Raw genomic sequence first — 25634 nt, 5'->3', positions numbered from 1 at the left:
GTCGCTTACGCGTTCCGGGTCTGCTTGGCGATGGAGGAGTCGGCCTTGATCGCGTCGGCCTTCTTCTGGACCTTGTCGAGGTACTCGTCGACGGTCATCCGGCCGCCGAACAGGATGTTCTGCTGCGCCCAGGCGTAGTCGAACAGCTCCTTGTACCAGCCCTCGAAGCGGGCGCTGGTGATGACGTTCTGGCCCGCGGCGTCGGTCGCCTTGGCCGCCGACTGCAGGCCCGGAGGCAGGTCGACGCCCTCGGCCGAGCCGTTGACGATGGTGAGGTTCTTGGTCTTCTCGACGAAGCCCTTCGCGCCCTCCTTGGAGAGCATGACGCGCAGGTACTCGAGGCCCGCCTGCGGGTTCTTGCCCTTGGCCGCGACGAAGAAGACCTCGCCGGAGCCGACCTGGATGGCACCGTACGGCATGGCGTCCGAGGCGGTGACGCTCGGGAACGGCGCGATGGCGTACTCGAAGGTGGCCGGCTTGTCCTTGGCCATCTCGTTCTCGAGCCAGGAGCCGGTCGGGTAGAACAGGAACTTGTCCTGCAGGTGCTTGATCTGCGTCTGGGTGTGGTCCAGGCCCAGGTAGGACTTGTCGGAGTACTTGGTGAAGATGTCCAGCCAGGCGGTCACGGACGCCTTGAAGGCCTCGGACTTCCAGGCGTTGTCGACGAGGTTGTCGATGTCGATGATGACCTGGTTGCCGCCGATCTTGGCAGCGGTGTAGAGCATGTTCCAGAGCTGGTAGTACGGGCCCTTCTGGCCCGGGTAGGCGAACAGGTGCATGCCCTCGGCCTTGGCCTTCTCGCCGAGCGCGGTGAACTCCTCCCAGGTGGTGGGCAGGGCCCAGCCCTTGGACTCGAAGAGCTTGGCGTTGTACCAGAGGGCGCGCTGGGACACGATGTAGTTGAGCGTCATGTCCTTGCCGTTGAGCTTGCCCTCCTCCAGCGCGGCCGGCGTGACGGTGTCGCGCACCTTCTTGCCCGGGTCGTCGTAGGAGGGGGCGTCCCACAGCGCGGTGAGCTCGGCCACGTGGCCCTCGGCGGCGAGCGCGGCCACGTCCATGGCCTCGGGGCCGGAGTTGTTGACCACGTCGGGAGCGTCGCCGGCCAGGAAGCGCGGGCGCAGCATGGTGCCGACGTTCTGGGTGCCGGTGTGCTTGACCTGGACGCCCGGGAACGCCTTGGTGAACATCGGCTCGTGGACGCCGGTCGCGTACTCGTCCTTGAAGCCACCGGTGAAGATGACGACCTCAAGGCCCTTCTTGGCGTCGACGGCGAAGGGGTTCTTGGGGTCGAAGGCAGCGCTGGAGGCCGCCGCGGGCGCGGAGGCCGACGGGCCGGCCGCGGTGCCGCCGCCGGTGGCGCAGGCGGACAACAGGCCCGCGCCGGGGCCGACGACGACGGCGGTCAGGCCGATCCGGCGCAGCAACTGGCGCCGGGTGATCTCTCCCGGGTGGGTCATTCGGGGCTCCCGTGACGTGGATCAAATAGGAAAGTTTCCTAATCGTTTGCCCGAACGTAGGAGGTGCGCCGGGAGGCGTCAAGTGGGTGCAATCTAGCCGTGACCTACCGGGTTCCGAAATGCGATCGAGTCTCGGCGAAGGCCCGGTCGGTGCCCTCCAGCGCCTGCCGTACATCGTCCTCGGTGTGAGCTGCGGACATGAACCAGTTGTGCCACGGATGCAGGTACACGCCGTGCCGCAGGCAGGCGTCGCTCCAGTGCAGCGCGACCGAGAGATCGGCGTCGCCGGCGAAGCTCAGCCACGGGATCGTGACCGGGCCGGTCTGGTTCACCTCGAAGCCGTGAGCCTTCGCCTGCTCCTGCAGCCCGGCGCGCAGCAGCGTGCCCGCGCGCTCCATCGCGGCGATCCCGTCCTCGTCGCGCAACGTCTCGATGGTGGCCTTGGCCGCCGCCATCGCCACCGCCGAGAACCAGAACGACCCGGTGGTGTAGAGCGTCTGCGCGGCGCCGCGCAGCGCGTCGGTCCCGGTCACCGCGGCGATCGGGTAGCCGTTGGCCATCGCCTTCGACCAGGCCGTCAGGTCGGGGCGCACGCCGTACGGCTCCCACGAGCCGCGCAGGTCGATGCGGAAGCCGGCGCGCACGTCGTCGATCACCAGCGCGGCGCCGATCCGGTCGGCCAGGGCCCTGGCCCCGCGGGCGAACTCCGGCTCGGCCAGCTCCTGGTCCTCAAAGGAGTCGTGCTTGAACGGGGTGACGATGATCGCCGCGACCTGGCCGTCGTGCTCGGCCGCGGCGGCCTCCAGGCTCGCGAGCGAGTTGTAGGTGAACTCCACCAGATCGGCGCGCTCGTTCGGGGTCGTGCCCGCCGGGGACGGCGTGCACCACGGGTCGGCGCCGTGGTAGGCGCCGTGCGCCATGAGCACCTTGGGCCGGCCGGTGGCCGCGCGGGCGACCATCAGCGCCTGGGTGGTGGCGTCGGTGCCGTTCTTGGAGAACATCGCCCAGTCGGCGCTGGGCACGGTGTCCACCAGTAGCTCGGCCAGCTCCACCATGATCTCGCCGGGGCCGTTGAGCGTGTCGCCCTTGGCGGCTTGGCGGCGGGCGGCCTCCTCGACCCTGGGATGGTGGTGACCCAGCACGATCGGGCCCCAGGAGCACATGAAGTCGATGTACTCGCGGCCGTCGGCGTCGGTCTGGCGGCAGCCGCGGGCGCTGTCGAAGAACTGCGGGTAGCCGGGGGCGAAGATGGCCGCGTTCAGGTGACCGTACATGCCGCCGGGGACCACCTTCTGGGCCCGGGCACGGAGGTCGGCGTCTGTCATCGGAGCTGCTCCAGAAGGGTGTCGAGGTCGGTGAGCCCGGCGTCGGAGCCGAGGCCGGTGGCGACCGAGGCCGCCGCGGCGGTGCCCCAGGCGGCGGCGGTCAGCACGTCGTGGCCGTGCAGCAGCCCGGTCAGGAAGCCCGCGCAGTAGGCGTCCCCGCAGCCGGTGGTGTCCACGACGTCGACCTTCCGGGCCGGGACGCGGGTGGCGCCGGCCTCGGTCACGACCAGGCTGCCCTGCTCGCCGAGGGTGACCAGCACGCCGCGCGGGCCGTCGGCCAGCAGCGCCTCCGCGGCCTGCTCCGGGGTCGCCGCGCCGGTCATCGCCATCGCCTGCGACTCGTTGGGCAGCACGTAGTCCACGTGCGGCAGGAAGGCGCGGGCCATGCCCAGCAGGTCGGGCAGCTCCGAGAGCAGGTCCATGGTGACGATCGTCCCGGCCGCCCGGATCTCGTCCAGGAGCGCGAAGAAGGCCGGGTCGCCCAGGCCGAAGGTGACGTCCACGCCGCCCAGATGCACCGCGCGGGCCGTGCGCAACACGCCCGGATCGACGTCGGCCATGGTCACCGAGAGGTTGGCGCCCGGGGTGTGGAAGCTGGGCCGGCCGCCGTCGGGGCGGATCGGCAGGATCGAGGCGGCGGTCTGCTCCCCGGTACGGCGGCGCAGCCCGGACACGTCGACGCCGTGCCTGGACATGATCATGAGAAGGAAGTCGCCGAGCTCGTCGTCGCCGATGGCGCCGAGGCTGACGACCCGGTTGCCGAGCCGGACGAGATCCACGGCGGTCCCGGCGGCGGAACCCGCCGCGGTGAGCCGGATCTGGTCGACCAGCACGGTGTCCTGCCCGTCGGGCAGGTGCGAGACCGGCCTGGTCAGGATGTCCACGATGTGCACGCCGAGGGTGACGACCGTCATGTCGGTTTAGTAGACAGACGTCCGACTAAAAAGTCAATAGACTGTTCCCATGCCGAAGATCGTGGACCACGACGAGCGCCGACACGACGTGCTGAACGCCGCCCGCCGGGTGATCGTACGGGACGGCATCGACGCCGCCACCAGCCGCGCCATCGCCCGCGAGGCCGGGCTGTCCAACGGCGTCCTGTCGCACTACTTCGCCGACAAGGACACGATCCTGCTCGACGCGCTGCGCGAGTCCCACCGCCGCATCCGCGAGCGGCTCCTGGCCAAGGTCGAGGGCCTCGGCGGGCTCGCCGCGCTGCGCGAGGTGCTGCTCGACAACCTGCCCCTCGACGAGGAGCGGCACCGCGAGACCCGGCTGGAGGTGAGCTTCTGGAGCCGCAGCCTGGCCTCCCCCGACCTGGCCGAGATGCAGCGGCAGGAGACCGACGAGCTCCGCTCCGCCGTACGCGACCTGCTGGAGCAGGCCCGCGCGGCGGGCGAGATCCGCGCGGACGTCGACCTCGACGACGCCGCCCGGCTCCTGCTCGCCCTGGTGGACGGGCTCAGCCTGCACCTGCTTCTCTACCCGGACGGGGTGTCGCCGGACGACCTCGAACGGCTCATGCTGGCCGCGATCGAAAGGCTCGAACCATGACCCGGTGCGCCGAGGCGCGGCAGACCATCTGCGAGTACGGCAGGCGGGCGGTGGAGCTCGGGCTGGTGCTCGGCACCTCCGGCAACCTGAGCGTCCGGACCGGCGACCTGGTGGCGGTCACCCCGGCCGGGGTCGCGCTCGACGCCCTCACGCCCGAGATGTGCCCCGTGGTGGACCTGGACGGCTACCTGGTGGAGGGCGAGCTCCAGCCGTCGTCGGAGACGCCGCTGCACCTGGCGATCTACCACAGCACCTTCGCCCAGGCGGTCTGCCACACGCACTCCACCTTCGCCACCGTGGTCGCGACGACCAGGACCGAACTGCCCGCGGTGCACTACAACGCGCTGCAGCTCGGAGGGACCGTCCGGGTCGCCGAGTACGCCACCTACGGCACCCCGGAGCTGGCCGAACACGTCAGGACGGCCATGGAGGGCAAGAGCGCCGCCCTGATGGCCAACCACGGCGGGGTGACCATCGGGGCGACGCTCGCTCAGGCCTTCGAGGCGAGCCGGCTGCTGGAGTGGTTGTGCGAGGTGTACGTGCGGGGGCTGGGCGTCGGGGAGCCGGTCGTGCTCACGCCGGAGCAGCTCGACGCGGTGGTCGAGCGGTCGCTCAACCCGCCGGTCTTTCCGCGGCGCTGAGGCCGGCCTGCTCGGGGTCGTCGGTCCAGGACATCGCGGCGATGCGCCAGCCCTGCGGGGTCTTGAGGAACTGCATGCTCTTCGTGCCCGCGCCGGTGAAGGGGACGCCGTAGCGGACGCCCCGCTTGGTGTAGCGGCCCAGGCGCTGGGCCACGTCGCCGAAGATCACCGTGTGTTCCTCGGTCTCCGCCTCGGTGAAGTCCGTCAGCTCGCCCGAGGTCAGCAGGGCCTGGCGGGGGCGGATGAACGCCTCCAGGTCGTGCAGGGCCTGGCGGGGGCCGCCCTGGACGATCACGCCGCCCGGGACGAACAGGTCGTGGATGGCGGCGAGGTCGGGGACGCGGCCGCCGGCGTTGCCGAACAGGCGGTAGAAGGCGGCGGTCAGCTCGTCGATCTCCCCCTTGTCCCGCCCGGCCTCCGGGGTCAGCGTGGTGCGGGGCTCGGTGGTGCCGGGCTCGGTGGTGCGGGGCTCGGTGGTGCGCGCCTGCCACTCTTCGGCGAGGAGCGACCACAGCTCGATGTCGGCGCGCGGTCCGCCGCCCGCGCCGGGCACCGCCTGCCGCAGCACCCCGTCCAGGCGCATCCCCAGCCGCTTGGCCACCGCGATGCTGCGGGCGTTGGCCGGCAACGTCCGCCACTCGACCCGCGCGATCCCCCGCTCCCCCACCGCCCAGCCGACGACCCGCTCCACCGCCCGGGTGATCAGCCCACGCCCCTGCGCCCCCGGCTCCAGCCAGCACCCCACCTCGCACACCCCGCGCGCGGCGTCGAAGGACGCGAACATCACCCCGCCCACCAGCACCCCGCCGAGCCAGATCCCCCAGATCCCGCCCCCGTCCCGCGCCCGCAGGTCCGCGTACCGCTGCAGCACCTGCCGGGCCTGCTCCAGATCGGCGGCGACGAACGAGGCGGGCACCCACGGCGCGATGTGCTCCCGGGCCCGGTCGAGGTGGGCGAGGAACTCCTCGGCCCGCCACGGCTCCAGCTCCCGCAGTTCCGCCTCGGCCGTCAGGGACACAGCGAGCATGGCACTCCTCCGCAACGTGCATAACAAACGTTCGGTATGTACGCTAACAGGCCATGAGCCCCGCCCGCACCGATCACGACGCCCGCCGGCACGACGTCTCCGAGGCCGTCTGGCAGGTGCTCGCCGAGCACGGCTTCGCCGGCCTCACCCTGCGGGCCGTCGCCTCCGCGATGGGCGCCTCGACCGGGCTGGTCACGCACTACTTCAGCGGCAAGCAGGCGCTCGTCGCCCACGCCCTGGACATCCTCGAAGCCCGCACCCAGGCCCGGCCCCGCCTGCCGTACCCCTCCCCGGGCCTGGCCACGCTGCGCGCGCAGGTGCTCAACATGCTGCCGCTCACCCCGGAGGGCGTGACGATCAACCGGGTGTGGGTCTGCTCCTGGGACATGGCGCTGGCCGACCCCGCCCTCTACGCCGCCCAGACCGCCCGCTACGAGCGCATCCGCGCCGACCTGGGCACCGCCGTCGAGGACGCGCGACGCCTCGGCGAGCTGCCCGCCACCGCCGACCCCGCCGCCCTGGCCGCCACCGTCCTGTCCTTCACCCACGGCCTGGTGGTGCAGGCCCTCTTCGACCCGGCGTCCTTCCCACCCGACCGTCAGCGCGACCTGGCGGAGAACTTCCTGGCCACCGTACGGCTCAGCGCCCGAGCGTGACCGACTCGATCCGTTCCATGTGCTGCTCGCCCCATTCGCCCAGCGGGCCCAGGGCGGTGTTGAGTGACTGGCCGAAGTCGGTGAGGGAGTACTCCACCTTCGGCGGGACCTGGTGGTAGACCTCGCGGTGCACGAGGCCGCTGGCCTCCATCTCGCGCAGTTGCAGGATGAGCACCCGCTCGCTGATCCCGGGGACCGCGCGCCTGAGCTCGCCGAAGCGGACGGGGCCCTCGTGCAGGGCGAAGAGGATGAGGCCCTTCCATTTGCCGCCCATGACGGCGATGGCGGCGTCGAGGCCGCAGGTGAACGACCGGTTCGTCATGCTTGTCACACTAACAAAATGGTCAGTACCTGAGAAAATAGTCGGTACTTGCTGTTCCACCAGCAAGGCGAGCAGCATGGATCGCACGAGGCCTCGACCCTGATGAGATCCTGCGACTGGAGCAGAACATGGCTGACCAATCCCGCACGCCGGTGACCGTGATCGGGCTGGGCTCGATGGGGGCGGCGCTGGCCGAGGCCTTCCTGGCGGCGGGCCATCCGACCACCGTGTGGAACCGGACAGCGCACAAGGCGGACGCGCTGGTGGCCAAGGGCGCGGTCCGGGCGGTGAGCGTCGAGGAGGCGGTGTCCGCGAGCCCGTTGATCGTCACCGTGCTGACCACGTTCGACGACACGCGGCAGGTCCTGGCCCCGGCCGCCGCCGCGTTGCGCGGCCGGGACCTGGTCACGCTGAACAGCGGCTCCCCCGCCGGCGCCCGCGAGACGGCCGCGTGGGCCGAGAAGCAGGGGGCGCGGTTCCTGGCGGGGGCGGTCAAGAACGTCCCGTCCGCGGTCGGCGCGCCCGACACGTTGCTCTACTACAGCGGCGAGCACGCGGTCTTCGCCGAGCACGAGCGCACGCTGGCGGTGCTCGGCGGCGACACCGTCCATCTCGGCGACGAGCCCGACCTGGCCGCGCTCTACGAGATGGCCGTCGGCGCCACGCTGCTGCCCGCGCTGGTCGGCTTCTTCCAGGGCGCCGCGGCGCTAAGGTCGCGCGGGCTGACGGCCGCGTCGATGGTGCGCTTCTCCGGCAAGTGGCTGGACATGATCAAGTCATTGCTGCCGGTGTACGCCGACGAGATCGACCGCGGCGACTACTCCGCCGCGGCCTCCTCGGTCGGCCTCTTCCTCGCCGGCGCCGCGCACGACCAGGAGCTGGCCGAGGAGACCGGCGTCGACGCCGCGTGGCTCGCTCCCCTGTACGACCTGCTCCGGCGGGCCGAGGAGGCGGGACACGGCGAGCACAGCATCGCGGCGCTGGCCGAGGTCCTGCGCGAGCCGGGCCGGGCGGCCTGACGCCCCCGGCCCGCCGGTCAGTCGCAGAAGACCTCTCGGACGAGGTTGTCGACCAGCTTCTGGAAGTCCTTCGCCGGGCCACGCGTGGCCTCGTCCACCCAGGTCACCGAGCCGGTCACCGTCCTGGCGCCATCGGGCGAGCTGTACATCAGCGCCCCGTAGCCGTGGGGCGGGCTGCCCTTGTGCTCGTAGACGGTGCCGCAGCCCGGGCCCAGGTCCGTGGCGAAGACGCCGAGGCCGTACTTGAGCGGGCCGTACGGCTGCCGCATCTCGGCCAGCAGGCCGGCGGGCAGCAGCCGGCCGCTGTTGAGCGCGGAGAAGAACGTCTGGAGGTCGCGCGTGGTCGAGATCAGGTCCCCGGCGCCGGCCAGCAACGAGGGGTTCTGCCGGGAGATGTCGACCGTCGTCCACTTGCCGGTGGCGTCCTGGTAGCGGTAGTAGCCGTGGGCGTGCGGCCCGGGGAGCTGCGAGCGGGTTCCGGGGACGACCGTGCCCGTCATCCGGAGCGGCCGCAGGATCCTGCGGTGCATCTCCTCGGCGTAGGGGCGGCCGGTGACCTGCTCGACCAGCAGCAGGGCGACGGTGTAGTTGGTGTTGGAGTAGCTCTGGCCGGCGCCCGGCTCGAAGCGGGCGGGCTTGGACAGGGCCAGCCGTACCAGCTCTTCAGGACGGTAGTCGCGGAAGCGGATCGGCAGCCATTCGTCGCCGTTGGCGATGATGCCCGGCTCAAGGGTGCCGTCGGCGGTGAACTCGCCGGTGTAGTTGAACAACCCGCTGGTGTGCTGCAACAACATCCGCACGGTGATCCGCCGGTCGAAGCCGTAGCCAGGCAGGTGGTCGGCCACCGGGTCGTCCAGCCGGAGCTTCCCCTCGGCCGCCAGTTGCAGCACCAGGGTCGCGGTGAAGGGCTTGACGACGCTGCCCGTCCAGAAGCTCCCGTTGGTCGGCGGCTTGGCGGCCTGGCCGAGCTTGCGCACCCCGGCGCTGCTCGTCCACTCACCGTCCTCGTCACGCACGCGGAGCTGCACGCCGGTGAAGCCGGCGTCGATGAACGCCTGCATGGCCGTACGCAACTCAGGACGGTCCGGCGTGGCGGCGCTCGCGCCGGTGGCGGCCGGGCCGGCCACCAGCGCGGCGGTCAGGACGGCGACGGCCGACCGGCGCAGGGCCTTCGCCGCTCGGGGGGACTGGGTGCTCATGGTTCCTCGCCTTTCGGTGGATGTGGGAAATCGGTCAGTCGGCGATGCCTGGGGATGGCGTGCTCGGCGGCCCGGCTGGTCTCCTCCCAGCCCGCCCAGACCTCCCTCCGGCGGCGGGAGCGGTCGAAGGCCAGGTCGTAGACCATGCTGCCGAGCAGCAGCGGCGGCTCGGGGCTGTCGACCAGCTCCAGCAGCGCCTTCGCAGCCGGCGGGGGGTCGCTGTCGATCGAGCCCCCGGCCCACTGCGCGGCCGGCTCGGCCCGCAGCGGGCCGTACGGCTCCGCCGGGGTGGTCGTGGTCATGCCGGTGCGGAGGTCGGTCCAGCAGCCGCCCGGCTGGACGATGCCGACCTTCACCCGGAGGCGGCCACCTCCATCCGGACCCGCGCTTCGGCCTCGGTGAACTAGGCGGCGTCGAGGGCAGCGGTGATCTTGCGGGTCATCTCGGCCGCGGTCGGGCTGGGCTCGCCCCGGTGAGCGCGGGCCGCGGCGTCCACGGCGAGCAGGACGGTGTGCCGGAAGTCGCCGGCCGCGGCCGGGTCCTGCGCGGTGAGCAGGGCCATGGAGGCGGTCAGGGCGGGCAGGACGTGGTCGGCCATCGCGGCCACGGTCTTGCCTTCGAGCTGCACGCCCGGCTTCTTCTCGGCCAGCACGTGCCCGACCGGGCCGGTCGCCGCGTACAGGGCGAGCGAGCCGGCGGTGGCGGACTTGTGCGGCGCACCGGCGGCGTCGGCGGCCGCCAGCAGCGAGACGGCGCCGTAGGCGGCGGTGCGGAGGGTCAGCTTGTCCTGGGTGGTGAGGGAGAGGGACATGGTGGTGAGCTCCTGTTTTCCGGTGGTGAACTTCGATGGGTCTACGATCGCGGGCTGCGCTGATACGGGACCGTCGCCGGCCTGACGCGGGCCCTGACACCGGCCCGCCCGCCGAGCCGGTGGGCCGTCTTTCAGTGGGTTGCGGCCGGGACCGGCTGCTGCCGGGCGGCCGGAGTCGCGGCTCCCGGGCGACCGCCGCCAGCGACGGGTCGGCCACCGCGGCGGCCACCGACCGGCGAGCCTCCTCCGGCGCCGAGGCCGGCAGGCCGGGCCGGTACGGCACAGCAGCGGCAAGGCCGGATCGCGCGACACCGCGTTAAGCGCTGACTTAACGCCAGAAGCGAGACGTCAGCCGGGTCCGTTCCAGCGTCTGATGACCCTCAGCTCCACGGCCTGCTGCCCCCGTCCCCGTCTAGGGGAAGCGTGACCAGATGAACGGCCGGCCGTTACTGTCCGGATGTGGACACCCGCACGCCGTAAACCGCCTCCTCGAACCGGGCGTCCCACCAGTCCCAGCCGTGTCGAGGAGAACACCATGGGCTACCCCCACCCCCCGCACGACCCCTACGGCCAGCAGCCCACCGGCCCCCACCAGCCGCCCGGGTACCCACCCCAGCCCGCCGCCCACCTGCCCCACTACGGGCCGCAGCCCGGCACCTCCCCCTACGGCTACCAGCAGCCCGCTCTCCCACCCCCGCCGCCACCTCCGCCGCGCCGGAGCAACCTGCCGCTGATTCTGATCCTCGCCATCGGGTTGCCCCTGGTCCTGCTGGGCGGCTGCACGGCGCTGGTGTTCTCCGTCGGCGACGACGCCGCCATCCCCGCCCGCGAGCGGATCGAGCCGTCCGCCGCCCTGACCGCCGGCCCAGCGGTCACCACCGGAGCCCAGCCCCCACCCGTCGACCAACAGGCGGCCCCGCAAACCAGCCGAGGGGAGCCAGAGCCGGAGCCCGCCGACGAGCAGCCGTCCGCGGTCCCGGTGGGCCGGCCACTCACCCTGGAGGGCCTCGACCCCGCCCTCAAGGTGGAGGTCCAGGTCGTCAAGGTCTTCGACCCAGCCACCCCCGACAACCTGTTCATGAAACCGAGCGCCGGCAACCGGTTCGTGGCCGTCGAGGTGACCCTGACCAACGCCGGCCAGGCCGCCTACCGCGACTCCCCCTCCATAGGATCGACCCTCATCGACACCGAGGGCCGCCAGTACCGCTCCACCTTCGCCACCGTCCGCGAGGCCCAGGGCTTCGGCGGCCTCGTCTCCATGACCGGCACCGACACCCGCCGAGGCGCCCTCGTCTTCGAGGTCCCGGACGGCGTCCGCCTGGCGAAGTTCCAACTGGGCCTGGACAGCGGCCTGGCCCCTCAGCGGGGCGAGTGGCTGCTGAACTAGCGGCCTAGGACACGGGATCGGCCCGGGTCAGCCCGACGAGCCCGCTCGCCGGCCCAGGAGGAAAGGTCACCGAATCCCCGATGCTCAGCCTTCCGGGGAACCTCTCGACGCCGCCCAACACTCGGGAGACCCCGGCAAGGGGGTGTGGGGGAGCTCGGCTCCCCCACAAGCACAGCCCGAGCGCGCGAGCGCGAGGACCGCGCAGTTACCCCAGGGCAGCAAGCTCCGCCAGCCCGAGAGGAAGCCCCCCGGACCCGGCGATCCGGTCGTGGAACTCCTTCAGGCTGCCCTTGAACGACTCCCGGATCCGGTCGATCTCCAGTGCCCCGGTGAGGTAGGAGGGCGCCTGGGTGGGCCAGGCGCAGTAGCGGTTGACCTCGCCGCGGGCGGTCTCGGGCGAGAGCGCCGACTTGGTGGCCATGAAGGTCTCGGCCTCCTCGATGGACATGTCCTCGCAGTGCAGGGCGGTGTCCACGACGATGCGCGCGGCGCGGAAGATGCGGCCGTCGAGGAAGGCGAGTTCCGTGGCGGGCGTGTCGAAGTAGCCCTGCTCATGGACCATCTTCTCGACGTACAGGCCCCAGCCCTCGGTGAAGTACGGCGTGCGGAAGACCTTGCGCACGGTACGGGGGTTGCCGGCCATGTAGGACAGGTGCCAGTGGTGCCCGGGGTAGGCCTCGTGGACGGCGATGTCGGGCATGCCGGCGCGGTGGTTGCTGCGCAGCCGCTGGCGGACCTGCTCGGGGGTGAAGGTGTCCGGGGTGTAGGGCACGAAGAAGTACCCGGTCCGGGAGGAGCTGAGCGGCGGCGGGGCGATGTAGTGCGCGACGGCGAGGATGGGCCGGTTGTACTCGGCCGAGGGCAGGACGACGCACTCCTCGCCCTCGGGGAAGGTGACCAGGTCGCGGGAGCGGACGAACTCGCGGGCCCGCTGGGTCTCGGCGTCGTACTCGGCGCGCATGGCTTCGAGGGTGGGCGGGTGGTCGTCCATGAGGGTCTCGAGCGCGGCCCGCCAGCCGTCGGAGGTGCCGAGGCGCCGGGAGACCTCGGTCATCTGGGCGTCGAGGAGGTTCCACTGCTCGATGCCGCGGGCGTGGAGTTCGGCCGCGCCGTACGAGAGCATCTCGCGCTCGCGCAGCAGGGTGGAGTAGAGCTTCTCGCCCATGCGCCAGGAGCCGCCGGCGCGGAAGCCTTCGAGGAAGGTGACGAAGTCGTCGAAGGCGGCGGCGGCCGGTTCGGCGGCTTCGGCCAGGCGGGCGCGGAGGTTCTCGTCGCGGACCATGCCGGGGATGGTGCGGGTGAGCAGGCCGCGGGCCGTACGGGCCTGGCCGAGGGCGCGCTGGACCATGAGGTCGGCGGTCAGGTCGGGGTCCAGGTTGGTACGGCAGGCGTCCAGCACCCCTGGCACTTCGGCGAGCTGCGAGATGGCGGCGGCGACCAGGGCGGACTCCTCCGACAGGGCCCGCTGGAACGGCACGAAGAGGGAGGAGAAGATCGCGCCGAGGTAGCCGGTGGGGTCGCGCCGCCACCAGGGCCAGTCGGCGAGGGCGAGTTCGCCGCGCAGGTGGGACATGACGAGCCCGCGGTCGATCCGGTCGTCGAGGCTGCCGCCTTCGACGGCGGAGAGCCGGGCGAGCCAGGAGGCCTGTTCCCGTTCGTAGGCCTCGAGTCCGGCGGCCGAGAAGTCTCCCAGCGTGTGCTCGTGGCCGGGCGCGCCGAGCAGGGTCGCGGAGATCGGATTATGTGCGAAGTACCAGGTGAGAAACTCGTCCACATTTGCACCATATCCTGGTGCGATGGCACTCCAGATCACCGGCGCGCTGGGCGAACCCGACCTGATCCGCCTCCCGTGGCACCTGCCGCTCGCCGAGTGGCCGGAGCACCACCTGGTGGATCTCCCCCGCGGCATCTCCCGGCACGTGGTGCGGTTCGCGCGCGTGGGCGGCAAGGTCTACGCGATCAAGGAGATCAGCGAGCGGTACGCCAAGCGCGAGTACGGCCTGCTGTGGGACCTGGCCCGGCTGGACGCCCCGGCGGTGGAGCCGGTGGCGTACGTGACCGGCCGCGACGAGGGTCTGGACGCGGCGCTGATCACGCGCCACCTGCAGTTCTCGCTCCCCTACCGCGCGGTGATGTCGGGGACGTTGCGTCCCGACACGCTCACCAGGCTGCTCGACGCACTCGCGGTGCTGCTGGTCCGGCTGCACCTGGTCGGCTTCTACTGGGGCGACTGCTCGCTGTCGAACACGCTCTTCCGCCGCGACGCCGGGGCGTTCGCCGCCTACCTGGTCGACGCCGAGACCGGCGAGGAGCACCCGATGATCAGCGAGGGCCAGCGCCTGCACGACATCGAGATCGCGCACCTCAACATCTTCGGCGAGATGTCCGACCTGGAGGCGGGCGGCCTGCTGCACAAGGACGTGGACCCGCTGGAGACGGCCGAGGACATCGTCAACCGCTACCACCGGCTGTGGGCCGAGCTCACCTCCGACGAGATCATCGAGGAGGTGGACTGGCACAAGGTGGAGCAGCGCATCCGCCGCCTCAACCTGCTCGGTTTCGACGTGGCCGAGATGATGGTCCGCCGCAAGGTCGGAACCGGCCGGCTGATCGTGCGGCCGAAGGTGGTCGACGCCGGGCACCACCAGCGCCGCCTGCTGCGCCTGACCGGCCTGGACACCGAGGAGAACCAGGCCCGCCGGCTGCTCAACGACCTGGACGGCTTCCGGGTGGCCAAGGGGCTGCGGCACGAGGACGAGGCGGTCGTGGCGCACCGCTGGCTGGCGGAGATCTTCCAGCCGGCCATCACCGCGGTCCCCGACGAGCTGCGCCGCAAGCTCGACCACGCGCAGCTCTTCCACGAGGTGCTCGACCATCGGTGGTACCTGTCGGAGGAGGCGGGCGCGGACGTCGGACTCGACGCCGCCGTCAAGTCGTACGTGGCCAACGTGCTGGTCCACAAGCCCGACGAAAAGGCCCTGCTGCCCGAGGAATAACTCCCGTCCCAAAAAGACGATTTATCAACATAGATAGCAACTGGTTGGTCATTCTTGGCATCCGGGGCTAGAAACCCTCTCCCCCGGGACATGACGGGCCGCCGGGCCGCCTCGCGATCACGCCGAGCGCTCCTACGCTGACCCGGTGCTTGGACTAGACGACTGCCTCTCCGAGGTGATGGCCATCCCGGGTGCCATCGACGCGCTCGTTCTCGATCACAACAGCGGCATGGCCGTGGCCGCCGGCGGATCAGGCACCGACCCCGAATACTCCGCCGCCGCGCTGAGCGAGACGCTGCGCGTGATGACGGACGGCATAGCCCAGACCTCCTCCGGCGGCACGGTCCGGATCGAGGACATGATCGTGGTGAGCGACCGCGGCTACCACCTCTTCCGCCCGCTGGAGACCCGCTTCGACGGGCCTCTGGTCATCTATGTCCACCTTGACCTGGAGCGATCCAACCTCGCCCTGGCCCGGCACCTGCTGCACTCGATCTCCTCGCGGCTGGACATGTAGCCCGTGCCCGCGCTCGACAGCCTCCTGTCCGGACTGGCCCTCGAACGCGCCACCGGCGCGTTACGGGTCGGCCGGCTCGGCACGGTCTTCCTCAGCGACGGCCGGGTGACCTACATCGAGTGCTCCGCCTCGACCCGGCTGGAGGACGTGCTCACCGCCGACGGCCGGGTCACCGAGAACGCGTTGCGCCGCGCCCACAAGGACGGGGCCGCCTCGCTGGTCGAGCAGGGCCTGCTCACCCGGGCCGAACTGCAGTACTGCGCGCTGATCAGCACGATGGACGCCGCCTTCTTCCTGCTGCCGGCCAGGAGCGCGCGTCCCCGGTTCGTGCCCGGCGAACGGCACTGGCTGGGACCGCAATGGTATTTCGAGGTGGCCGGGCTCGTGCGCGAGTGCGGCCGGAGGAGGGCGGAGTTGGAGCGGGCCTGGTCCTCGACGGAGCTGGACAACGTCCCGGTGGTGCCCGTGCGGCGCCTGCCAGGGGATCGTGTCGTGCTCACCTCCCTGCAGTGGGAGCTCCTCGTGCAGGCCGATCGCGAGGCGACCCCGCTCGATCTGGCCCGGCGGCTCGGGCGCCCGGCCTACACGGTGCTGCTGGCCGTACGGCAACTGGCGGCCGCGGGGCTGCTGGTGCGGGTGGCGCCGGTGGCCGAACGGCCGTCGTTGCCGCGGCGGATCAAGACCGAACTGCCCGCCGAACCGGCGCAGCCGTACGAGCCGACCGACCTCGACGTGCTCCTGCGGCTCAGGAAGGCGTTGGAGGAGCTGGCGTGAGGATCCTCACCCGCAGAAGGAGGAGGCCGTCCATGGAGCTGCAAGAGGAGGTGCTCAAGGAGATGATCCTGCTCCGCGAGCGCACGCCGGACGTCACCGGGAGCATCGCGTGCACGGTCGACGGCATGACCATCGCCTGCGAGCCCGAGTGGGACGGCGCCGAGCAGACCGCGGCGCTCTCCTCGGCGCTGCTGGCCCTCAGCCGGCGGATGACCACCCTCGTCGGCAAGGGCGCCCTGGAGGAGACGCTGGTCTCCGGGAGCGCCGGCTACGCCGCGTTCTACGCGGCGGGCCCCACGATCGTCCTCGCAGTCGTCGCCGATCCGGGGGCCAACCTCGGTCTGCTGCGGCTGGAGGGCCGGAAAGCGGCGGCGAAACTGGCCGCCATCGCATCACGATCTGGAGGTAAGTGATGGCAGGCATGGACGTCTCCCTCAAGGAGATGATGGCCATCGACGGCGCGCTCGGCGCGGCGGTGGTCGACTACGGCAGCGGCATGGCCCTCGGCGTGCTGGGCGGCTCCAAGGAGCTCGACCTGCAGGTGGCGGCGGCGGGCAACACCGAGGTCGTCAAGGCCAAGATGCGGACGATCGACACGCTGGGCCTGAAGGACCACATCGAGGACATCCTCATCACGCTCGGCACGCATTACCACATCATCCGGCCGATGACCGGCCGCGGCGGCAAGGGCCTGTTCCTCTACCTCGCGCTGGACCGCAACCGCGCCAACCTGGCGCTCGCGCGGCACCAGTTGCGGGGCATCGAGGAGAAACTCGAGGTCTGAGCGCCCGTACGGCGGAGCCGCCCGGCCCGCGGGCGGCACCGCCGCGACCCCCGCTCTAGGCGGCGGTGAGCCGGGTGATCTCAGTGACGATCCGCTCCCAGAGCGGCCGGGGCAGATCGTGCCCCATGCCGGGAAAAGTGACCAGGCGGGCGCCGGGGATGGCCTCGGCGGTCGCCTGGCCCCCGGCGAGCTGGATCAGCGGATCCTGCTCGCCGTGCAGGACCAGGGTGGGCACGTCGAGCTTGGCCAGCCGTTCGGTACGGTCGCCCGAGGCGAGGATGGCGGCGAGCTGGCGGCTGACGCCGGCCGGGTCGTGGCCGCGGTCGAAGCTGAGGCCGGCGCGGCGGGCGATGCGTTCGGCGTCCAGCCCGAAGCCCGGCGAGCCCAGGACCTTCCAGGCCGTCAGGGCTCCGGCGATCGCCTCCTCGCGGGTGCGGGCGGGCGGCGACAGCAGGGCGGCGCTGGCCTCGGGAGTGGGTGGACCGGCCTTGCCCGGGGTGGACATGATCGAGGTGAGGCTGAGCACCCGGGAGGGGTGCGAGAGGGCCAGTTCCTGGGCGATCATGCCGCCCATCGAGGCGCCGGCCACGTGCGCGGCGGGCCAGCCCAGGGCGTCCATCAGCGCGGCGGCGTCGTCGGCGAGGTCGGACAGCAGGTAGGCGGGCTGGAACGGGGCTCCGGAGAGCGCGGCGGCCAGGTCGGGCGGGCCGGCCTCGTGCAGGTGAGTCGACAGGCCGACGTCGCGGTTGTCGTAGCGCACCACGTGGTGGCCGCGGTCGGCCAGCAGGGCGCAGAACTCGTCGTCCCAGAGGATCATCTGGGCGCCCAGGCCCATGATGAGCAGGAGCGGGCGGCCCTCGGGGGAGCCGAAGCTCTCGTAGGCGATCTCGATGCCGTTCGCGGGTACGGTCGTGGTCACGGGGAACAGAATGACATTCTGGTAGCCCGCCGTAAAGGGACCCCACCGCGAGGAGGGAGGGCCGCCGTGAAGAGACCCCTCACACATGCAGGAAAAGGAAGAGGCCCGGTGCCGTGAGGGGGATCACGGTGCCGGGCCTCTTCAGGAGGGGGGTTCGAGGAAGGTCTACTGGCGGACGAGCTTGCGCACGCGGTCGCGACCGAGGTACGCGCCGCCGCCGAGCACGGCCAGGCCGCCGACGAGCAGGACGCCGCCCCAGTTGTTGCCGTTGGCGTCTTCCTTGACCGCCATGGTCTTCAGGTCCGCGGAGGTGGCCTCCTTGGCCGGCTGCTCGGCCGGGACCGCGGCGGCGGCCACGACGGGCTCCTGGCCCTCGGGCTCCTGGTCCTTCTTCGGCTCGGTCTTCTTCACCAGCGGGATGGGCTTGGCCGGGTTGCTGTCCTTGCGGCCCCACGCGCCGGTGGAGAAGGCGACCGGGTGGTTCTTCTTGCCGACGCCGTCGCCCCACTTGGTGATGACGTACTGCACCTTGGCGTGGCCCTCGCCGCCGACGCCCTCGACCGAGAGCGAGCTGTCGTTGAAGGTGCCGCCCAGCAGGTAGGCGAAGGTCTTGGCGTCCAGGTCGAGCATGATGCCGCGGTTGGACGGGTTGCCGGGACCGCGGTCGCCGACGAAGAACGGGGCCTTCTTGCCCTTGTAGACGACGTAGCCCTCGGTGAACAGGGGCCAGCTCGGGCTCGCGGCCATGCCCTTCTGCATGGGCTTGCCGCTGGCCGGCAGGCCGGTGTCGCCGTTGCGGCCGGAGGAGTCGTCCCAGTAGTAGGACGCGGTGGTGGTGCCCTTGAGCAGGATCTGCTTCTGCTCCTGCTTGGCCACCGGAGTGAGCTGCACGGAGTCGGCGTGGGCGGGGACGGTCATGGCCATGAGGCCGGCCAGCGCACCGGAAGAGAGCAGGGTGAAAGCGCGCATGCCAAAACGGGCGGTCATGAAAAGCGAAAGTCCTTCGTGCGGAGACAGGGGCAGCGCCTGATCAATGAAGGGCGTAGCCGGGCAATAAGGGGATGCCGACGGTCGCTACGCGAGGCGCGAAAAGATCAGTTGGTGTTGCGGTGGGGTATCAGTACCCGAGTGCCGATACGGCGCGGCCGGAGAATCTGTCACGGTGCTGCACTGGCGGTTGTCCTCTCCATCTCGCCTACCGGGTTAGCTGACGGGTTCGGGCGTGGAGATGCCCTACCGACGATGCGTCGGATTCACCCCAGATAAGTGGGTCCCCGGTTCCCGCGCGGCGCGGGATTCGGCGTCTGCCCTGCTGAGCGGGCTCCTGACTCAATGGACATTAGGCCAAGAAACGGGCAAAAGCAAAACTAAACCCATGATTAGGGCAGAAGATCTACCTTGGATGCCCACGAAACTCCAGGTCCACCCCGCCTCCCGAGTGGCCGGAACGCCTTCGATTACATGGGTTTCATCCCCCTCAAATGCGATCATTGAGGAGGAATCATGAAAGCGGTGGCTATCACCCGATTCGGCGAGCGTCCTGAGGTCATGGAAGTGCCCGTTCCGACGCCTGGACCAGGGCAGGTCCTGGTGCGGATGTACGCCGCCGGGCTGAATCCCTTCGACTGGAAGGTCACCGACGGGCTGCTGAAGGACGTGGTCCCGCACGCCTTCCCGCTCGTCATGGGCAACGACGGCGCGGGCGTGATCGAGGCGGTCGGGGAGGGCGTCACCGAGCTGCGTCCGGGCGAGGAGGTCTACGGACAGTTCATGAGCCTGTCCACCGGGGGCGGCTCCTTCGCCGAGTTCGCCGTCGCCAAGGCCGGCTCGGTGGCCAGGGCGCCCAGGGGGCTCACGCTGAGCCAGGCGGCGGCGGTGCCGACGGCCTCGATGACCGCCTACAACCTGGTTAAAGAAGCGCGGGTGGACGCAGGGCAGACGGTGCTCGTCGTCGGCGCGACCGGCGGCGTCGGGCAGGGCGTGGTCCAGTTCGCCGACGCGCAGGGGGCCAGGGTCGTGGCCACCGCGACCGCGGACCTGGCTCCGCTGGTGCGTGAGCTGGGGGCCGACGAGGTGATCGACCACACCGCCTCACCCGTGGCGGACCAGGTGCGGGCGTTGCATCCGGAGGGCCTGGACGTGCTCTTCGACCTGGTGCAGGACGCGGGCGGCTTCGAGGCGGCCACCGATCTGCTGCGTCCCGGTGGCATGGCGCTGACCACCCAGGGCGTGGCGGACGTGGACGCGCTGGCCGAGCGGGAGGTGCACGCGGTCAACTTCCAGAACAGCGCGAGCGTGGTGCTGCTGGAGACGCTGGCCGACCTGCTGGACGCCGAGCGCTACCGGGTGCGGGTCGACGTGGAGGTGCCGCTCGACCAGGCGGCGGAGGCCGTGGCCCGCAACCGGGCGGGGCTGGCCAGGGGCAAGACCGTGATCAAAATAGCCGGGACATGACCAACGGAAAGTGTGAGCAAAGTCGCCCGAGCCCGGCGGGCAGCGAGGGCGAGCGAAGTCGCCCGGACATGACGAAGGGGTGTGGCCAGGGCCACACCCCTTCGGTCCGGGCGCATCAACCGCTCTTGCGCCGGAACGAACGCTTGTTGGCGGCCGGGCCATGGGCGCCATGGATCTTGGACGGATCCTTGCCCCTGCCACCGGCCTCCGCGCTGGCGTGCTGGTTACGCTTGGCCTCCAGCGCCTCGCGGAACTTGCGCTTCATCTCATCTTCCGGCGAGTCAGAGCTCGACTCGGGCTCAGCCTGGGAATCAGTCATGAGGACCTCCTGGTGTAGGGGACATCCGAAGTTTCCCACGAGCGCCCAGTCAGTGCGACATCGGGCCGCCGGTCACCAGGCCCGCGAGGTCGCCGGGACCGGAGTGGCCGGACAACGCGAGGGTGATGTCCAGCTCGCCCAGCAGGCAGCGCAGCACGTGTTCCACGCCCTCCTGGCCGCCGAGGGCCAGGCCGTACAGCACCGGGCGGCCGACGAGCACGGCCCGCGCGCCGAGCGCGAGCGCCTTGACCGCGTCGGCGCCGGTGCGGATGCCGGAGTCGAAGAGCACGGTCAGCCGCTCCCCCACCGCCTCGGCGATCCGCGGGAGCGCGTCCAGGGCGGCGATGCCGCCGTCCACCTGCCGGCCGCCGTGGTTGGAGACCACCACGCCGTCCACGCCGTGCTCGGCGGCCAGCAGCGCGTCCTCGGCCGAGACGATGCCCTTGAGCAGGATCGGGCCGTCCCAGTGCGTGCGCAGGAACGGCAGGTCGGCCCAGGTCAGCCCCGGGTTGCCGAACAGGCCCGCCCAGCGCAGCACCGGGTTGTCCACGCCGGCGAAGGTCGGGTCGGTGAGGTAGTTGGCCAGCCCGGCGCCGCTGAGGAAGGGCAGGTAGCCCCGGTCGAGGTCGGCCGGCCGCCAGCCGAGCAGCCCGGTGTCGAGGGTGACGACCAGCCCGGTGCACCCGGCCGCCTTGGCCCGCGCCAGGAAGCTCCGGCAGAGGTCCTCGTCGGCCGGCCAGTAGAGCTGGTACCAGCGGGGCGCGTCGCCACCCGCCTCGGCCACCTGCTCGAAGGAGTGCGCGGCCATGGTCGAGTGGATGTACGGCAGGCCGAGCGCGGCGGCGGCGCGCACGGTGGCCAGTTCGCCTTCGGGGTGCGCGAGGGTCTGCACGCCCATCGGGGCGATCATGACCGGCGCGGGCATCCGGGTGCCGAGGATCTCCACCGACAGGTCGCGCTCGCGCTCGACGCCGCGCAGCATCCGCGGCACGATCCGGTAGCGGTCGAAGGCCTCGCGGTTGGCGCGGGCGGTGGCGCCGCTGCCGGCGCTGGGGACGATGTAGCCGAGCGCCTCGGGGCTGAGCGCGTGGCGGGCGTGCTCCTCCAGGGCGGCCAGGTCGGTCGTGAGGGCGGGGGTCTTGGCCTCCAGCATCCCGGACAGGTAGATGCCGAGCTGGTGATCACCGAAATTCTGCGCCATGGGCGCATTCAATCAGGCGGATCCGGCGGGAAGCGGCCCTCGTTGACGTCGATCTTGGCGTGCGAGGCCTCGATCAGGTCGACGCCGAGGACATCGGCCAGCCGTACGAGGTAGATCTGCACGTCGGCGAGCTCCGAACGCAGCCGCGCGGCGGCGTCCGGGTCGTCCATGACGGTGGCGGCCTCGTCGGGGGTCAGCCACTGGAGCTCGGCCAGCAGCTCGCCGACCTCGCCGGCCAGGGCCATCGCCAGGTTCTTGGGCGTGTGGTAACGGTGCCAGTCACGCTCGTCGGCGAACCGCCTGACCCGCTCGGTCAGCTCTTTCACAGCTTCGGAGACTACCGGTGCGGTGTGATCTGTGGCACTCTCCCCCACTAGAACCAAATTTTAGAAAAAGGTTCTAGCGCAAGGGAGCACACGATGGTCGTTGCAGCGGATCGCGGGCGGCTGGGGACGCCGCCACGCGCCGGAATCAGCGCGATGGACCCGGCACCGTACGGCTGGGCCCCGCTGATCGTCCTGTTCATCGTCGGTCTGGTCGACCGGGTCGAGGCCAATCTCCTGTCCGGCATGCTGCCGCTGCTCAAGGCGGAATGGGGCCTGAGCGACACCCAGCTCGGCTCGATCCCGACCGCGGCGGCGCTGGCCGCGGCGGTCGTGGCGCTGCCGGCCGGCTGGCTGGCCGACCGCTACAACCGCACCCGGATCATCGCCGTCGTGGTCTTCGTCTGGGGCCTGGCCACGCTCGGCTCCGGCCTGGCCACCGGCTTCGCGATCTTCTTCCTGATGCGCACGGTGCTCGCCGCCGCCGAGAACATCGACAACCCGGCCTCGGGCAGCCTGCTGGCCGACTACTACCCGCCCACCAACCGGCCCAAGGCCTACGGGCTGGTGCGGGTGACCACCTACCTCGGCGGCCTCGGCACCGCGCTGGGCGGCGTGCTCGCCGCCGGGCTCGGCTGGCGCACCGGCTTCATGATCATGGCCATCCCCGGCGTGCTGACCGCCCTGCTGGTGTGGTGGCTGCGCGAGCCCGCGCGCGGCTTCCTCGACCGGGTGATCGCCCTCGGCGGCAAGGAGCCGGTGCCGGTCCCCGAGACCGCCGTCGGGCCGCGCCCCACCGAGGGCCTGTCCGACCGGCTGGCCGGGCGGATCAAGTTCGCCGGGCAGGTCAAGGCGATGCTGCGGATCCCCACGCTGACCCTGGTCTCGGTCGGCATCGGCGTGCTCACCGTCGGCCTGGCCGGCATCGCCTACTGGATGCCCACCTACATCTTCCGCGCCTTCAAGGTCCCGCTCGGCGAGGCCAGCTCGGTGGCCGGCCTGATCAGCGTGGTCGGCGTGCTGATCGGCACCCTGCTCGGCGCCTGGATGGGCCGCCGCGCGCACGGCACCCGCAAGGGCGGCCGGCTGCTGGTCGGCGGGCTCGGCATCACCCTCGGCGCGGTGGTCCAGGCGCTGGCCCTGATGATGGACAGCTACCTGGCGCTGATCGTGATGGTGCTCGTCTTCACCATCCTGTCGGCCACCGCCATCCCGAACATGACCGCCGCCATCGCCGACGTGGTCGGAGCCGACTCGCGCGGCCTGGCCTTCGCGGTGCTGCAACTGTTCACCACCGCCGGCGCGGCGGTCGGCCCGCTGGTGGTCGGCATCGCCTCCGACCGCAGCGGCTCGCTGCTCACCGCCATGTTCGTGCTGGTGATCCCGATGGTCCTGGGCGGGCTGCTCTGCCTGCTGGCGCGCGGGTTCTTCGACCGTGACGCGCAACGCGTCCTGGACAGCGCCCGCGCGGCTACGATCGAGTGATGTCCTGGCAGTGGAGCCGTACCGCGGAGACCCGCCGGAGCATCCTCGACGCGGCCCGCGAGGTCTTCACCCGGTACGGCTTCGCCGACGCCAGCATCGCCGAGGTGGTGCGCCGCTCCGGATGCAGCACCGGCAGCCTCTACCACCACTTCGGCAACAAGGGCGAGCTCTTCCTGGCGCTGTACGAGGAGCACCAGAACGCCCACGAGCAGGCCTCCGCCTCGGCCGTGGCCGCCGCCAAGGCGGCCGGGTGCACCGAGCCGATCGAGCTGTTCGCCGCCGGTGCGCGGGCCTTCCTCGAAGGCTGCTGGGAGCGGCGCGACCTGGTCCGGCTCTTCTCCGACGGCGGAGGGCCGCCCGGTTTCGAGGCGCTGCGGCGCGGCCGGGGGCGCGACTGGCTGCGGCAGAACTCGGTGCTGCTGCGGGCCGGGGGCGGCGCCTTCGAGCGGCTCAAGGTCGGCATGTTCACCAGCGCGATGGGCGAGGCGGGGCGGGAGGTGGCCATGTGCGAGACGCGGGCGGAGGCGATGGAGGTCATCGAGGCGGCCGGCACCCTGATCCGCCGCCTCGGTCACGTGTAGGAGGCGGGCCCGGAAGACGCTCACGTATAGGAGGCGGCTTGGAGGGTGAAGAGCTCGGCGTAGCGTCCGCCCAGTGCCATCAGCTCCGCGTGGCCGCCGTGCTCCACGATCCGCCCCTCGTGCAGCACGTAGATGTGGTCGGCCGAGCGGACGGTCGAGAAGCGGTGCGAGATGAGCAGCACCGTCCGCCCGGCGAACAGCTCCTTGATCCGCACGAACAGCTCGTGCTCGGCGCGGGCGTCGAGGGCCGCGGTGGGCTCGTCCAGCACGATGAACGGCGCCTGGCGGAAGAAGGCCCTGGCCAGCGCGACGCGCTGCCACTGGCCGATCGACAGGTCCACCCCGCCCATGAACTCCCGGCCGAGCATCGTCTCGTAGCCGTCGCGCAGCTTCTCCAGGAAGCCCGCGTCGGCCTGGTGGGCCGCCTGCCGTACCGCCTCGTCGTCGGCGGCCTGCCGGTGGCGGCCCAGGGCGATGTTCTCGCGGGCGGTCAGGTGGTACTGCACGAAGTCCTGGAAGATGACGGTGATCTGCTCGTGCTGCGGTGAGCGGGCGGTGTCGTGGCCGTCCCAGGTGATCCGGCCCGTGTCCGGGCGGTAGAGCTGGGCCAGCAGCTTGGCCAGCGTGGTCTTGCCCGAGCCGTTCTCCCCGACCAGCGCGGTCACCTCGCCAGCGCGGACGGTCAGGTCCACCTCGCGCAGCGCGGGTACGGCGGAGCCCGGGTAGGCGAAGGTGACCCCCTCGGCCCGCAGCTCGGTGAAGGGCGGCAGCGTCTCGGACTCGGCCGGCGCCTCCCGCCCGGCGCCGAGCCGCAGGAACTCCTCGTAGTCGCGGACGAACAGCGACGCCTCGTAGAGCTGCGCCGTGCCGACGCCGAGCTGGGCGGTGGTCCCGGCGAGCTGGATCATCGCCGCGACGGCCGCCCCGGCGGAGGGCAGGTCGAGCCGCCCGCTGAGATGCAGCCAGGCGAGCGCGGCGAAGGCCGCCCCGACCACCAGCGCGGAGCCGACCGCTCCGGCCAGCGAGCGCAGCATCACCTTCCGCGTCATCTCGCGCAGCTCGCGCACCCGCTCGGCGCTCAGCCCGGCGTGCTTGTCGCGCAGGTAGCCGGCCAGGCCGAAGGCCCGCACCTCCTTGGCCGTGCCGCGGTCGGTGAGCAGGTGGGCGAGGTACTGCCGGGCCCGCTCCAGCGGCGTCATGCCGACGAAGAACCTGAAGGTGGCCTGGCTGTTCAGCTTGGTCACCAGCCACAGCGGCACCGCGGTGAGCAGCAGCAGCGGGATGAGCAGCGGCTGGAGCACGAAGAGCACGGCCAGCCCGCCGGCCGCGGCGGTCACCGCGCGGGCGAGCATGAACAGGCCCTGCACCATCTGCATGGTGCGCATGCCCGAGCCCATGGTGGCGCGCTGGAGGCGGTTGTAGAACTCGTGCCCCTCGAACTCGGCCAGGTCCACCTTGGCGGTCACGCCCAGGATCCGGCTCTGGGTGTGCTGGTTGACCAGCTCGCGCAGCAGCTCGTTCTGTTCCTGCTCGGCGATGGCGGCGAAGCGTTGCAGCGCGCCGACCGCGACCAGGGCGGCCAGCCAGGGCAGCAGCGCGGGCAGGCTGGCGCCGGGCCCGAACAGCACCTCCAGCAGCTCGCGGCCGACCAGGAGCTGCGCGGCCACCGCGACGCCGTTGAAGACCTGCAGCCCGGATGCCCACAGCAGTTCCCTGGGGGCGGCCCGGCGGGCCAGGCGGAAGGAGGCGGCCAGCAGGCGGGGCAGGTCCCGCCAGTCGCGCGGGGTGCCGTCCTGGCGCATGAGGTCGTCGATGGTGAACGGCCGCTCCTCCTCCGGAGGGCCTGCCGCGGCCGGGGGATCGTTCACCGCTTGAGCGTGTCA

Annotated in this window: 28 protein-coding genes and 1 riboswitch; of the genes, 13 read left to right on the top strand and 15 right to left on the bottom strand. The window is 71.5% G+C overall.

Translation table 11 applies throughout. The features are described 5' to 3' along the window. Window positions 1-5 precede the first annotated feature (5 nt). The 3 genes from ngcE to ACIBG7_RS42175 all read right to left on the bottom strand — a co-directional run bounded on the left by ngcE (window position 6) and on the right by ACIBG7_RS42175 (window position 3696). Window positions 6-1457, bottom strand: coding sequence for an N-acetylglucosamine/diacetylchitobiose ABC transporter substrate-binding protein (ngcE, locus tag ACIBG7_RS42185; protein ID WP_357934994.1), 1452 nt, complete (start codon window positions 1455-1457; stop codon window positions 6-8). A gap of 104 nt (window positions 1458-1561) precedes the next feature. Next, on the bottom strand, window positions 1562-2782 hold the full coding sequence (locus ACIBG7_RS42180; protein WP_357934997.1) for an aminotransferase class III-fold pyridoxal phosphate-dependent enzyme: 1221 nt from the start codon (window positions 2780-2782) through the stop codon (window positions 1562-1564). Further along, window positions 2779-3696, bottom strand: coding sequence for a carbohydrate kinase family protein (locus ACIBG7_RS42175; RefSeq protein ID WP_397339942.1), 918 nt, complete (start codon window positions 3694-3696; stop codon window positions 2779-2781). The genes ACIBG7_RS42180 and ACIBG7_RS42175 overlap by 4 nt, the downstream gene beginning before the upstream one ends. A gap of 49 nt (window positions 3697-3745) precedes the next feature. Between ACIBG7_RS42175 and ACIBG7_RS42170 the strand changes: the two genes are divergently transcribed. Continuing rightward, a complete protein-coding gene (locus tag ACIBG7_RS42170; RefSeq protein ID WP_357935003.1) occupies window positions 3746-4336 on the top strand; it encodes a TetR/AcrR family transcriptional regulator in 591 nt (196 codons plus the stop codon). Further along, entirely contained in the window at window positions 4333-4977 is a 645-nt protein-coding gene (locus tag ACIBG7_RS42165; protein WP_397339941.1) for a class II aldolase/adducin family protein, read from the top strand. The genes ACIBG7_RS42170 and ACIBG7_RS42165 overlap by 4 nt, the downstream gene beginning before the upstream one ends. Here the strand turns inward: ACIBG7_RS42165 and ACIBG7_RS42160 are convergent. Next, complete coding sequence (locus ACIBG7_RS42160) at window positions 4949-6004, bottom strand: GNAT family N-acetyltransferase (protein WP_397339940.1); 1056 nt, start codon at window positions 6002-6004, stop codon at window positions 4949-4951. The genes ACIBG7_RS42165 and ACIBG7_RS42160 overlap by 29 nt on opposite strands. A gap of 53 nt (window positions 6005-6057) precedes the next feature. Here ACIBG7_RS42160 and ACIBG7_RS42155 point away from each other — a divergent pair, with 53 nt between their 5' ends. After that, entirely contained in the window at window positions 6058-6660 is a 603-nt protein-coding gene (locus ACIBG7_RS42155; RefSeq protein WP_397339939.1) for a TetR/AcrR family transcriptional regulator, read from the top strand. On the opposite strand, the gene ACIBG7_RS42150 is transcribed toward ACIBG7_RS42155, so the two are convergent. Next, complete coding sequence (locus tag ACIBG7_RS42150; RefSeq protein ID WP_357935015.1) at window positions 6644-6982, bottom strand: helix-turn-helix domain-containing protein; 339 nt, start codon at window positions 6980-6982, stop codon at window positions 6644-6646. The two genes, ACIBG7_RS42155 and ACIBG7_RS42150, sit on opposite strands and share 17 nt — an antisense overlap. Before the next feature lie 128 nt (window positions 6983-7110). On the opposite strand from ACIBG7_RS42150, the gene ACIBG7_RS42145 reads away from it, so the two are divergent. Beyond that, on the top strand, window positions 7111-8001 hold the full coding sequence (locus ACIBG7_RS42145) for an NAD(P)-dependent oxidoreductase (protein WP_397339938.1): 891 nt from the start codon (window positions 7111-7113) through the stop codon (window positions 7999-8001). A 17-nt stretch (window positions 8002-8018) separates the two neighbouring features. On the opposite strand, the gene ACIBG7_RS42140 is transcribed toward ACIBG7_RS42145, so the two are convergent. The 3 genes from ACIBG7_RS42140 to ACIBG7_RS42130 are packed head-to-tail and all read right to left on the bottom strand — an operon-like array spanning window position 8019 to window position 10011. Further along, window positions 8019-9200 (bottom strand): serine hydrolase domain-containing protein, encoded by a 1182-nt coding sequence (locus tag ACIBG7_RS42140; protein ID WP_397339937.1) that lies wholly within the window; start codon window positions 9198-9200, stop codon window positions 8019-8021. Next, window positions 9197-9556 carry a hypothetical protein gene (locus ACIBG7_RS42135; protein WP_397339936.1) on the bottom strand — a complete coding sequence of 120 codons (360 nt, stop codon included), beginning with the start codon at window positions 9554-9556 and terminating at the stop codon, window positions 9197-9199. Before ACIBG7_RS42135 ends, ACIBG7_RS42140 begins: the two co-directional genes overlap by 4 nt. A 47-nt stretch (window positions 9557-9603) precedes the next feature. Then, window positions 9604-10011, bottom strand: a complete 408-nt coding sequence (locus tag ACIBG7_RS42130; RefSeq protein ID WP_397339935.1) for a hypothetical protein — start codon at window positions 10009-10011, stop codon at window positions 9604-9606. A gap of 535 nt (window positions 10012-10546) precedes the next feature. On the opposite strand from ACIBG7_RS42130, the gene ACIBG7_RS42125 reads away from it, so the two are divergent. Further along, a complete protein-coding gene (locus tag ACIBG7_RS42125; protein WP_397339934.1) occupies window positions 10547-11398 on the top strand; it encodes a DUF4352 domain-containing protein in 852 nt (283 codons plus the stop codon). Between the two features lie 205 nt (window positions 11399-11603). On the opposite strand, the gene ACIBG7_RS42120 is transcribed toward ACIBG7_RS42125, so the two are convergent. Further along, the gene (locus tag ACIBG7_RS42120; RefSeq protein ID WP_397339933.1) at window positions 11604-13172 is read right to left on the bottom strand and encodes a DUF885 domain-containing protein; all 1569 of its coding nucleotides are present in this window, start codon (window positions 13170-13172) and stop codon (window positions 11604-11606) included. A gap of 22 nt (window positions 13173-13194) precedes the next feature. On the opposite strand from ACIBG7_RS42120, the gene ACIBG7_RS42115 reads away from it, so the two are divergent. The 5 genes from ACIBG7_RS42115 to ACIBG7_RS42095 all read left to right on the top strand — a co-directional run bounded on the left by ACIBG7_RS42115 (window position 13195) and on the right by ACIBG7_RS42095 (window position 16469). Continuing rightward, entirely contained in the window at window positions 13195-14394 is a 1200-nt protein-coding gene (locus tag ACIBG7_RS42115; RefSeq protein ID WP_357935033.1) for a DUF4032 domain-containing protein, read from the top strand. Window positions 14395-14539: 145 nt separating this feature from the next. Continuing rightward, complete coding sequence (locus ACIBG7_RS42110; RefSeq protein WP_357935036.1) at window positions 14540-14911, top strand: roadblock/LC7 domain-containing protein; 372 nt, start codon at window positions 14540-14542, stop codon at window positions 14909-14911. Between the two features lie 3 nt (window positions 14912-14914). Continuing rightward, window positions 14915-15685 carry a DUF4388 domain-containing protein gene (locus tag ACIBG7_RS42105; RefSeq protein ID WP_357935039.1) on the top strand — a complete coding sequence of 257 codons (771 nt, stop codon included), beginning with the start codon at window positions 14915-14917 and terminating at the stop codon, window positions 15683-15685. Window positions 15686-15717: 32 nt separating this feature from the next. Next, window positions 15718-16098 (top strand): roadblock/LC7 domain-containing protein, encoded by a 381-nt coding sequence (locus ACIBG7_RS42100; protein ID WP_357935042.1) that lies wholly within the window; start codon window positions 15718-15720, stop codon window positions 16096-16098. Beyond that, window positions 16098-16469 (top strand): hypothetical protein, encoded by a 372-nt coding sequence (locus ACIBG7_RS42095; protein ID WP_357935045.1) that lies wholly within the window; start codon window positions 16098-16100, stop codon window positions 16467-16469. Before ACIBG7_RS42100 ends, ACIBG7_RS42095 begins: the two co-directional genes overlap by 1 nt. A gap of 55 nt (window positions 16470-16524) precedes the next feature. Here ACIBG7_RS42095 and ACIBG7_RS42090 read toward each other — a convergent pair whose 3' ends face one another. Both ACIBG7_RS42090 and ACIBG7_RS42085 read right to left on the bottom strand, forming a co-directional pair. Beyond that, the gene (locus ACIBG7_RS42090; protein ID WP_357935048.1) at window positions 16525-17388 is read right to left on the bottom strand and encodes an alpha/beta hydrolase; all 864 of its coding nucleotides are present in this window, start codon (window positions 17386-17388) and stop codon (window positions 16525-16527) included. Window positions 17389-17553: 165 nt separating this feature from the next. Then, the gene (locus ACIBG7_RS42085) at window positions 17554-18375 is read right to left on the bottom strand and encodes a hypothetical protein (RefSeq protein WP_357935051.1); all 822 of its coding nucleotides are present in this window, start codon (window positions 18373-18375) and stop codon (window positions 17554-17556) included. Between the two features lie 190 nt (window positions 18376-18565). After that, window positions 18566-18701, bottom strand: a riboswitch (cyclic di-AMP (ydaO/yuaA leader). Between the two features lie 190 nt (window positions 18702-18891). Here ACIBG7_RS42085 and ACIBG7_RS42080 point away from each other — a divergent pair. Further along, complete coding sequence (locus tag ACIBG7_RS42080; protein WP_397339932.1) at window positions 18892-19842, top strand: NADP-dependent oxidoreductase; 951 nt, start codon at window positions 18892-18894, stop codon at window positions 19840-19842. A 115-nt stretch (window positions 19843-19957) separates the two neighbouring features. On the opposite strand, the gene ACIBG7_RS42075 is transcribed toward ACIBG7_RS42080, so the two are convergent. Genes ACIBG7_RS42075 through ACIBG7_RS42065 form a run of 3 tightly spaced genes read right to left on the bottom strand, consistent with a single transcriptional unit; the run spans window position 19958 to window position 21688 of the window. Next, on the bottom strand, window positions 19958-20161 hold the full coding sequence (locus ACIBG7_RS42075) for a DUF5302 domain-containing protein (RefSeq protein WP_357935057.1): 204 nt from the start codon (window positions 20159-20161) through the stop codon (window positions 19958-19960). Window positions 20162-20210: 49 nt separating this feature from the next. After that, window positions 20211-21362, bottom strand: coding sequence for a lactate 2-monooxygenase (locus ACIBG7_RS42070; protein WP_357935059.1), 1152 nt, complete (start codon window positions 21360-21362; stop codon window positions 20211-20213). Window positions 21363-21370: 8 nt separating this feature from the next. Further along, window positions 21371-21688, bottom strand: coding sequence for a nucleotide pyrophosphohydrolase (locus ACIBG7_RS42065; RefSeq protein WP_397339931.1), 318 nt, complete (start codon window positions 21686-21688; stop codon window positions 21371-21373). A 93-nt stretch (window positions 21689-21781) separates the two neighbouring features. Between ACIBG7_RS42065 and ACIBG7_RS42060 the strand changes: the two genes are divergently transcribed. Then, window positions 21782-23170, top strand: coding sequence for an MFS transporter (locus tag ACIBG7_RS42060; RefSeq protein WP_357935062.1), 1389 nt, complete (start codon window positions 21782-21784; stop codon window positions 23168-23170). Then, on the top strand, window positions 23170-23751 hold the full coding sequence (locus ACIBG7_RS42055; protein ID WP_357935065.1) for a TetR/AcrR family transcriptional regulator: 582 nt from the start codon (window positions 23170-23172) through the stop codon (window positions 23749-23751). Before ACIBG7_RS42060 ends, ACIBG7_RS42055 begins: the two co-directional genes overlap by 1 nt. A 20-nt stretch (window positions 23752-23771) precedes the next feature. On the opposite strand, the gene ACIBG7_RS42050 is transcribed toward ACIBG7_RS42055, so the two are convergent. Beyond that, complete coding sequence (locus tag ACIBG7_RS42050) at window positions 23772-25619, bottom strand: ABC transporter ATP-binding protein (protein ID WP_397339930.1); 1848 nt, start codon at window positions 25617-25619, stop codon at window positions 23772-23774. Between the last annotated feature and the right edge of the window lie 15 nt (window positions 25620-25634).

This window comes from Nonomuraea sp. NPDC050328, from assembly GCF_044459405.1.
Lineage (GTDB): Bacteria > Actinomycetota > Actinomycetes > Streptosporangiales > Streptosporangiaceae > Nonomuraea.
Note: the sequence above shows the minus strand (reverse complement) of the source record. Positions and strands in the feature narration are given on the sequence as shown.

Excerpts from the sequence above, each read along its gene's own strand:
- ngcE (WP_357934994.1), bottom strand. The coding sequence starts at position 1,457 with ATGACCCACCCGGGAGAGATCACCCGGCGCCAGTTGCTGCGCCGGATC.
- ACIBG7_RS42180 (WP_357934997.1), bottom strand. The coding sequence starts at position 2,782 with ATGACAGACGCCGACCTCCGTGCCCGGGCCCAGAAGGTGGTCCCCGGC.
- ACIBG7_RS42175 (WP_397339942.1), bottom strand. The coding sequence starts at position 3,696 with ATGACGGTCGTCACCCTCGGCGTGCACATCGTGGACATCCTGACCAGG.
- ACIBG7_RS42170 (WP_357935003.1), top strand. The coding sequence starts at position 3,746 with ATGCCGAAGATCGTGGACCACGACGAGCGCCGACACGACGTGCTGAAC.
- ACIBG7_RS42165 (WP_397339941.1), top strand. The coding sequence starts at position 4,333 with ATGACCCGGTGCGCCGAGGCGCGGCAGACCATCTGCGAGTACGGCAGG.
- ACIBG7_RS42160 (WP_397339940.1), bottom strand. The coding sequence starts at position 6,004 with ATGCTCGCTGTGTCCCTGACGGCCGAGGCGGAACTGCGGGAGCTGGAG.
- ACIBG7_RS42155 (WP_397339939.1), top strand. The coding sequence starts at position 6,058 with ATGAGCCCCGCCCGCACCGATCACGACGCCCGCCGGCACGACGTCTCC.
- ACIBG7_RS42150 (WP_357935015.1), bottom strand. The coding sequence starts at position 6,982 with ATGACGAACCGGTCGTTCACCTGCGGCCTCGACGCCGCCATCGCCGTC.
- ACIBG7_RS42145 (WP_397339938.1), top strand. The coding sequence starts at position 7,111 with ATGGCTGACCAATCCCGCACGCCGGTGACCGTGATCGGGCTGGGCTCG.
- ACIBG7_RS42140 (WP_397339937.1), bottom strand. The coding sequence starts at position 9,200 with ATGAGCACCCAGTCCCCCCGAGCGGCGAAGGCCCTGCGCCGGTCGGCC.
- ACIBG7_RS42130 (WP_397339935.1), bottom strand. The coding sequence starts at position 10,011 with ATGTCCCTCTCCCTCACCACCCAGGACAAGCTGACCCTCCGCACCGCC.
- ACIBG7_RS42125 (WP_397339934.1), top strand. The coding sequence starts at position 10,547 with ATGGGCTACCCCCACCCCCCGCACGACCCCTACGGCCAGCAGCCCACC.
- ACIBG7_RS42115 (WP_357935033.1), top strand. The coding sequence starts at position 13,195 with ATGGCACTCCAGATCACCGGCGCGCTGGGCGAACCCGACCTGATCCGC.
- ACIBG7_RS42100 (WP_357935042.1), top strand. The coding sequence starts at position 15,718 with ATGGAGCTGCAAGAGGAGGTGCTCAAGGAGATGATCCTGCTCCGCGAG.
- ACIBG7_RS42095 (WP_357935045.1), top strand. The coding sequence starts at position 16,098 with ATGGCAGGCATGGACGTCTCCCTCAAGGAGATGATGGCCATCGACGGC.
- ACIBG7_RS42085 (WP_357935051.1), bottom strand. The coding sequence starts at position 18,375 with ATGACCGCCCGTTTTGGCATGCGCGCTTTCACCCTGCTCTCTTCCGGT.
- ACIBG7_RS42080 (WP_397339932.1), top strand. The coding sequence starts at position 18,892 with ATGAAAGCGGTGGCTATCACCCGATTCGGCGAGCGTCCTGAGGTCATG.
- ACIBG7_RS42075 (WP_357935057.1), bottom strand. The coding sequence starts at position 20,161 with ATGACTGATTCCCAGGCTGAGCCCGAGTCGAGCTCTGACTCGCCGGAA.
- ACIBG7_RS42070 (WP_357935059.1), bottom strand. The coding sequence starts at position 21,362 with ATGGCGCAGAATTTCGGTGATCACCAGCTCGGCATCTACCTGTCCGGG.
- ACIBG7_RS42060 (WP_357935062.1), top strand. The coding sequence starts at position 21,782 with ATGGTCGTTGCAGCGGATCGCGGGCGGCTGGGGACGCCGCCACGCGCC.
- ACIBG7_RS42055 (WP_357935065.1), top strand. The coding sequence starts at position 23,170 with ATGTCCTGGCAGTGGAGCCGTACCGCGGAGACCCGCCGGAGCATCCTC.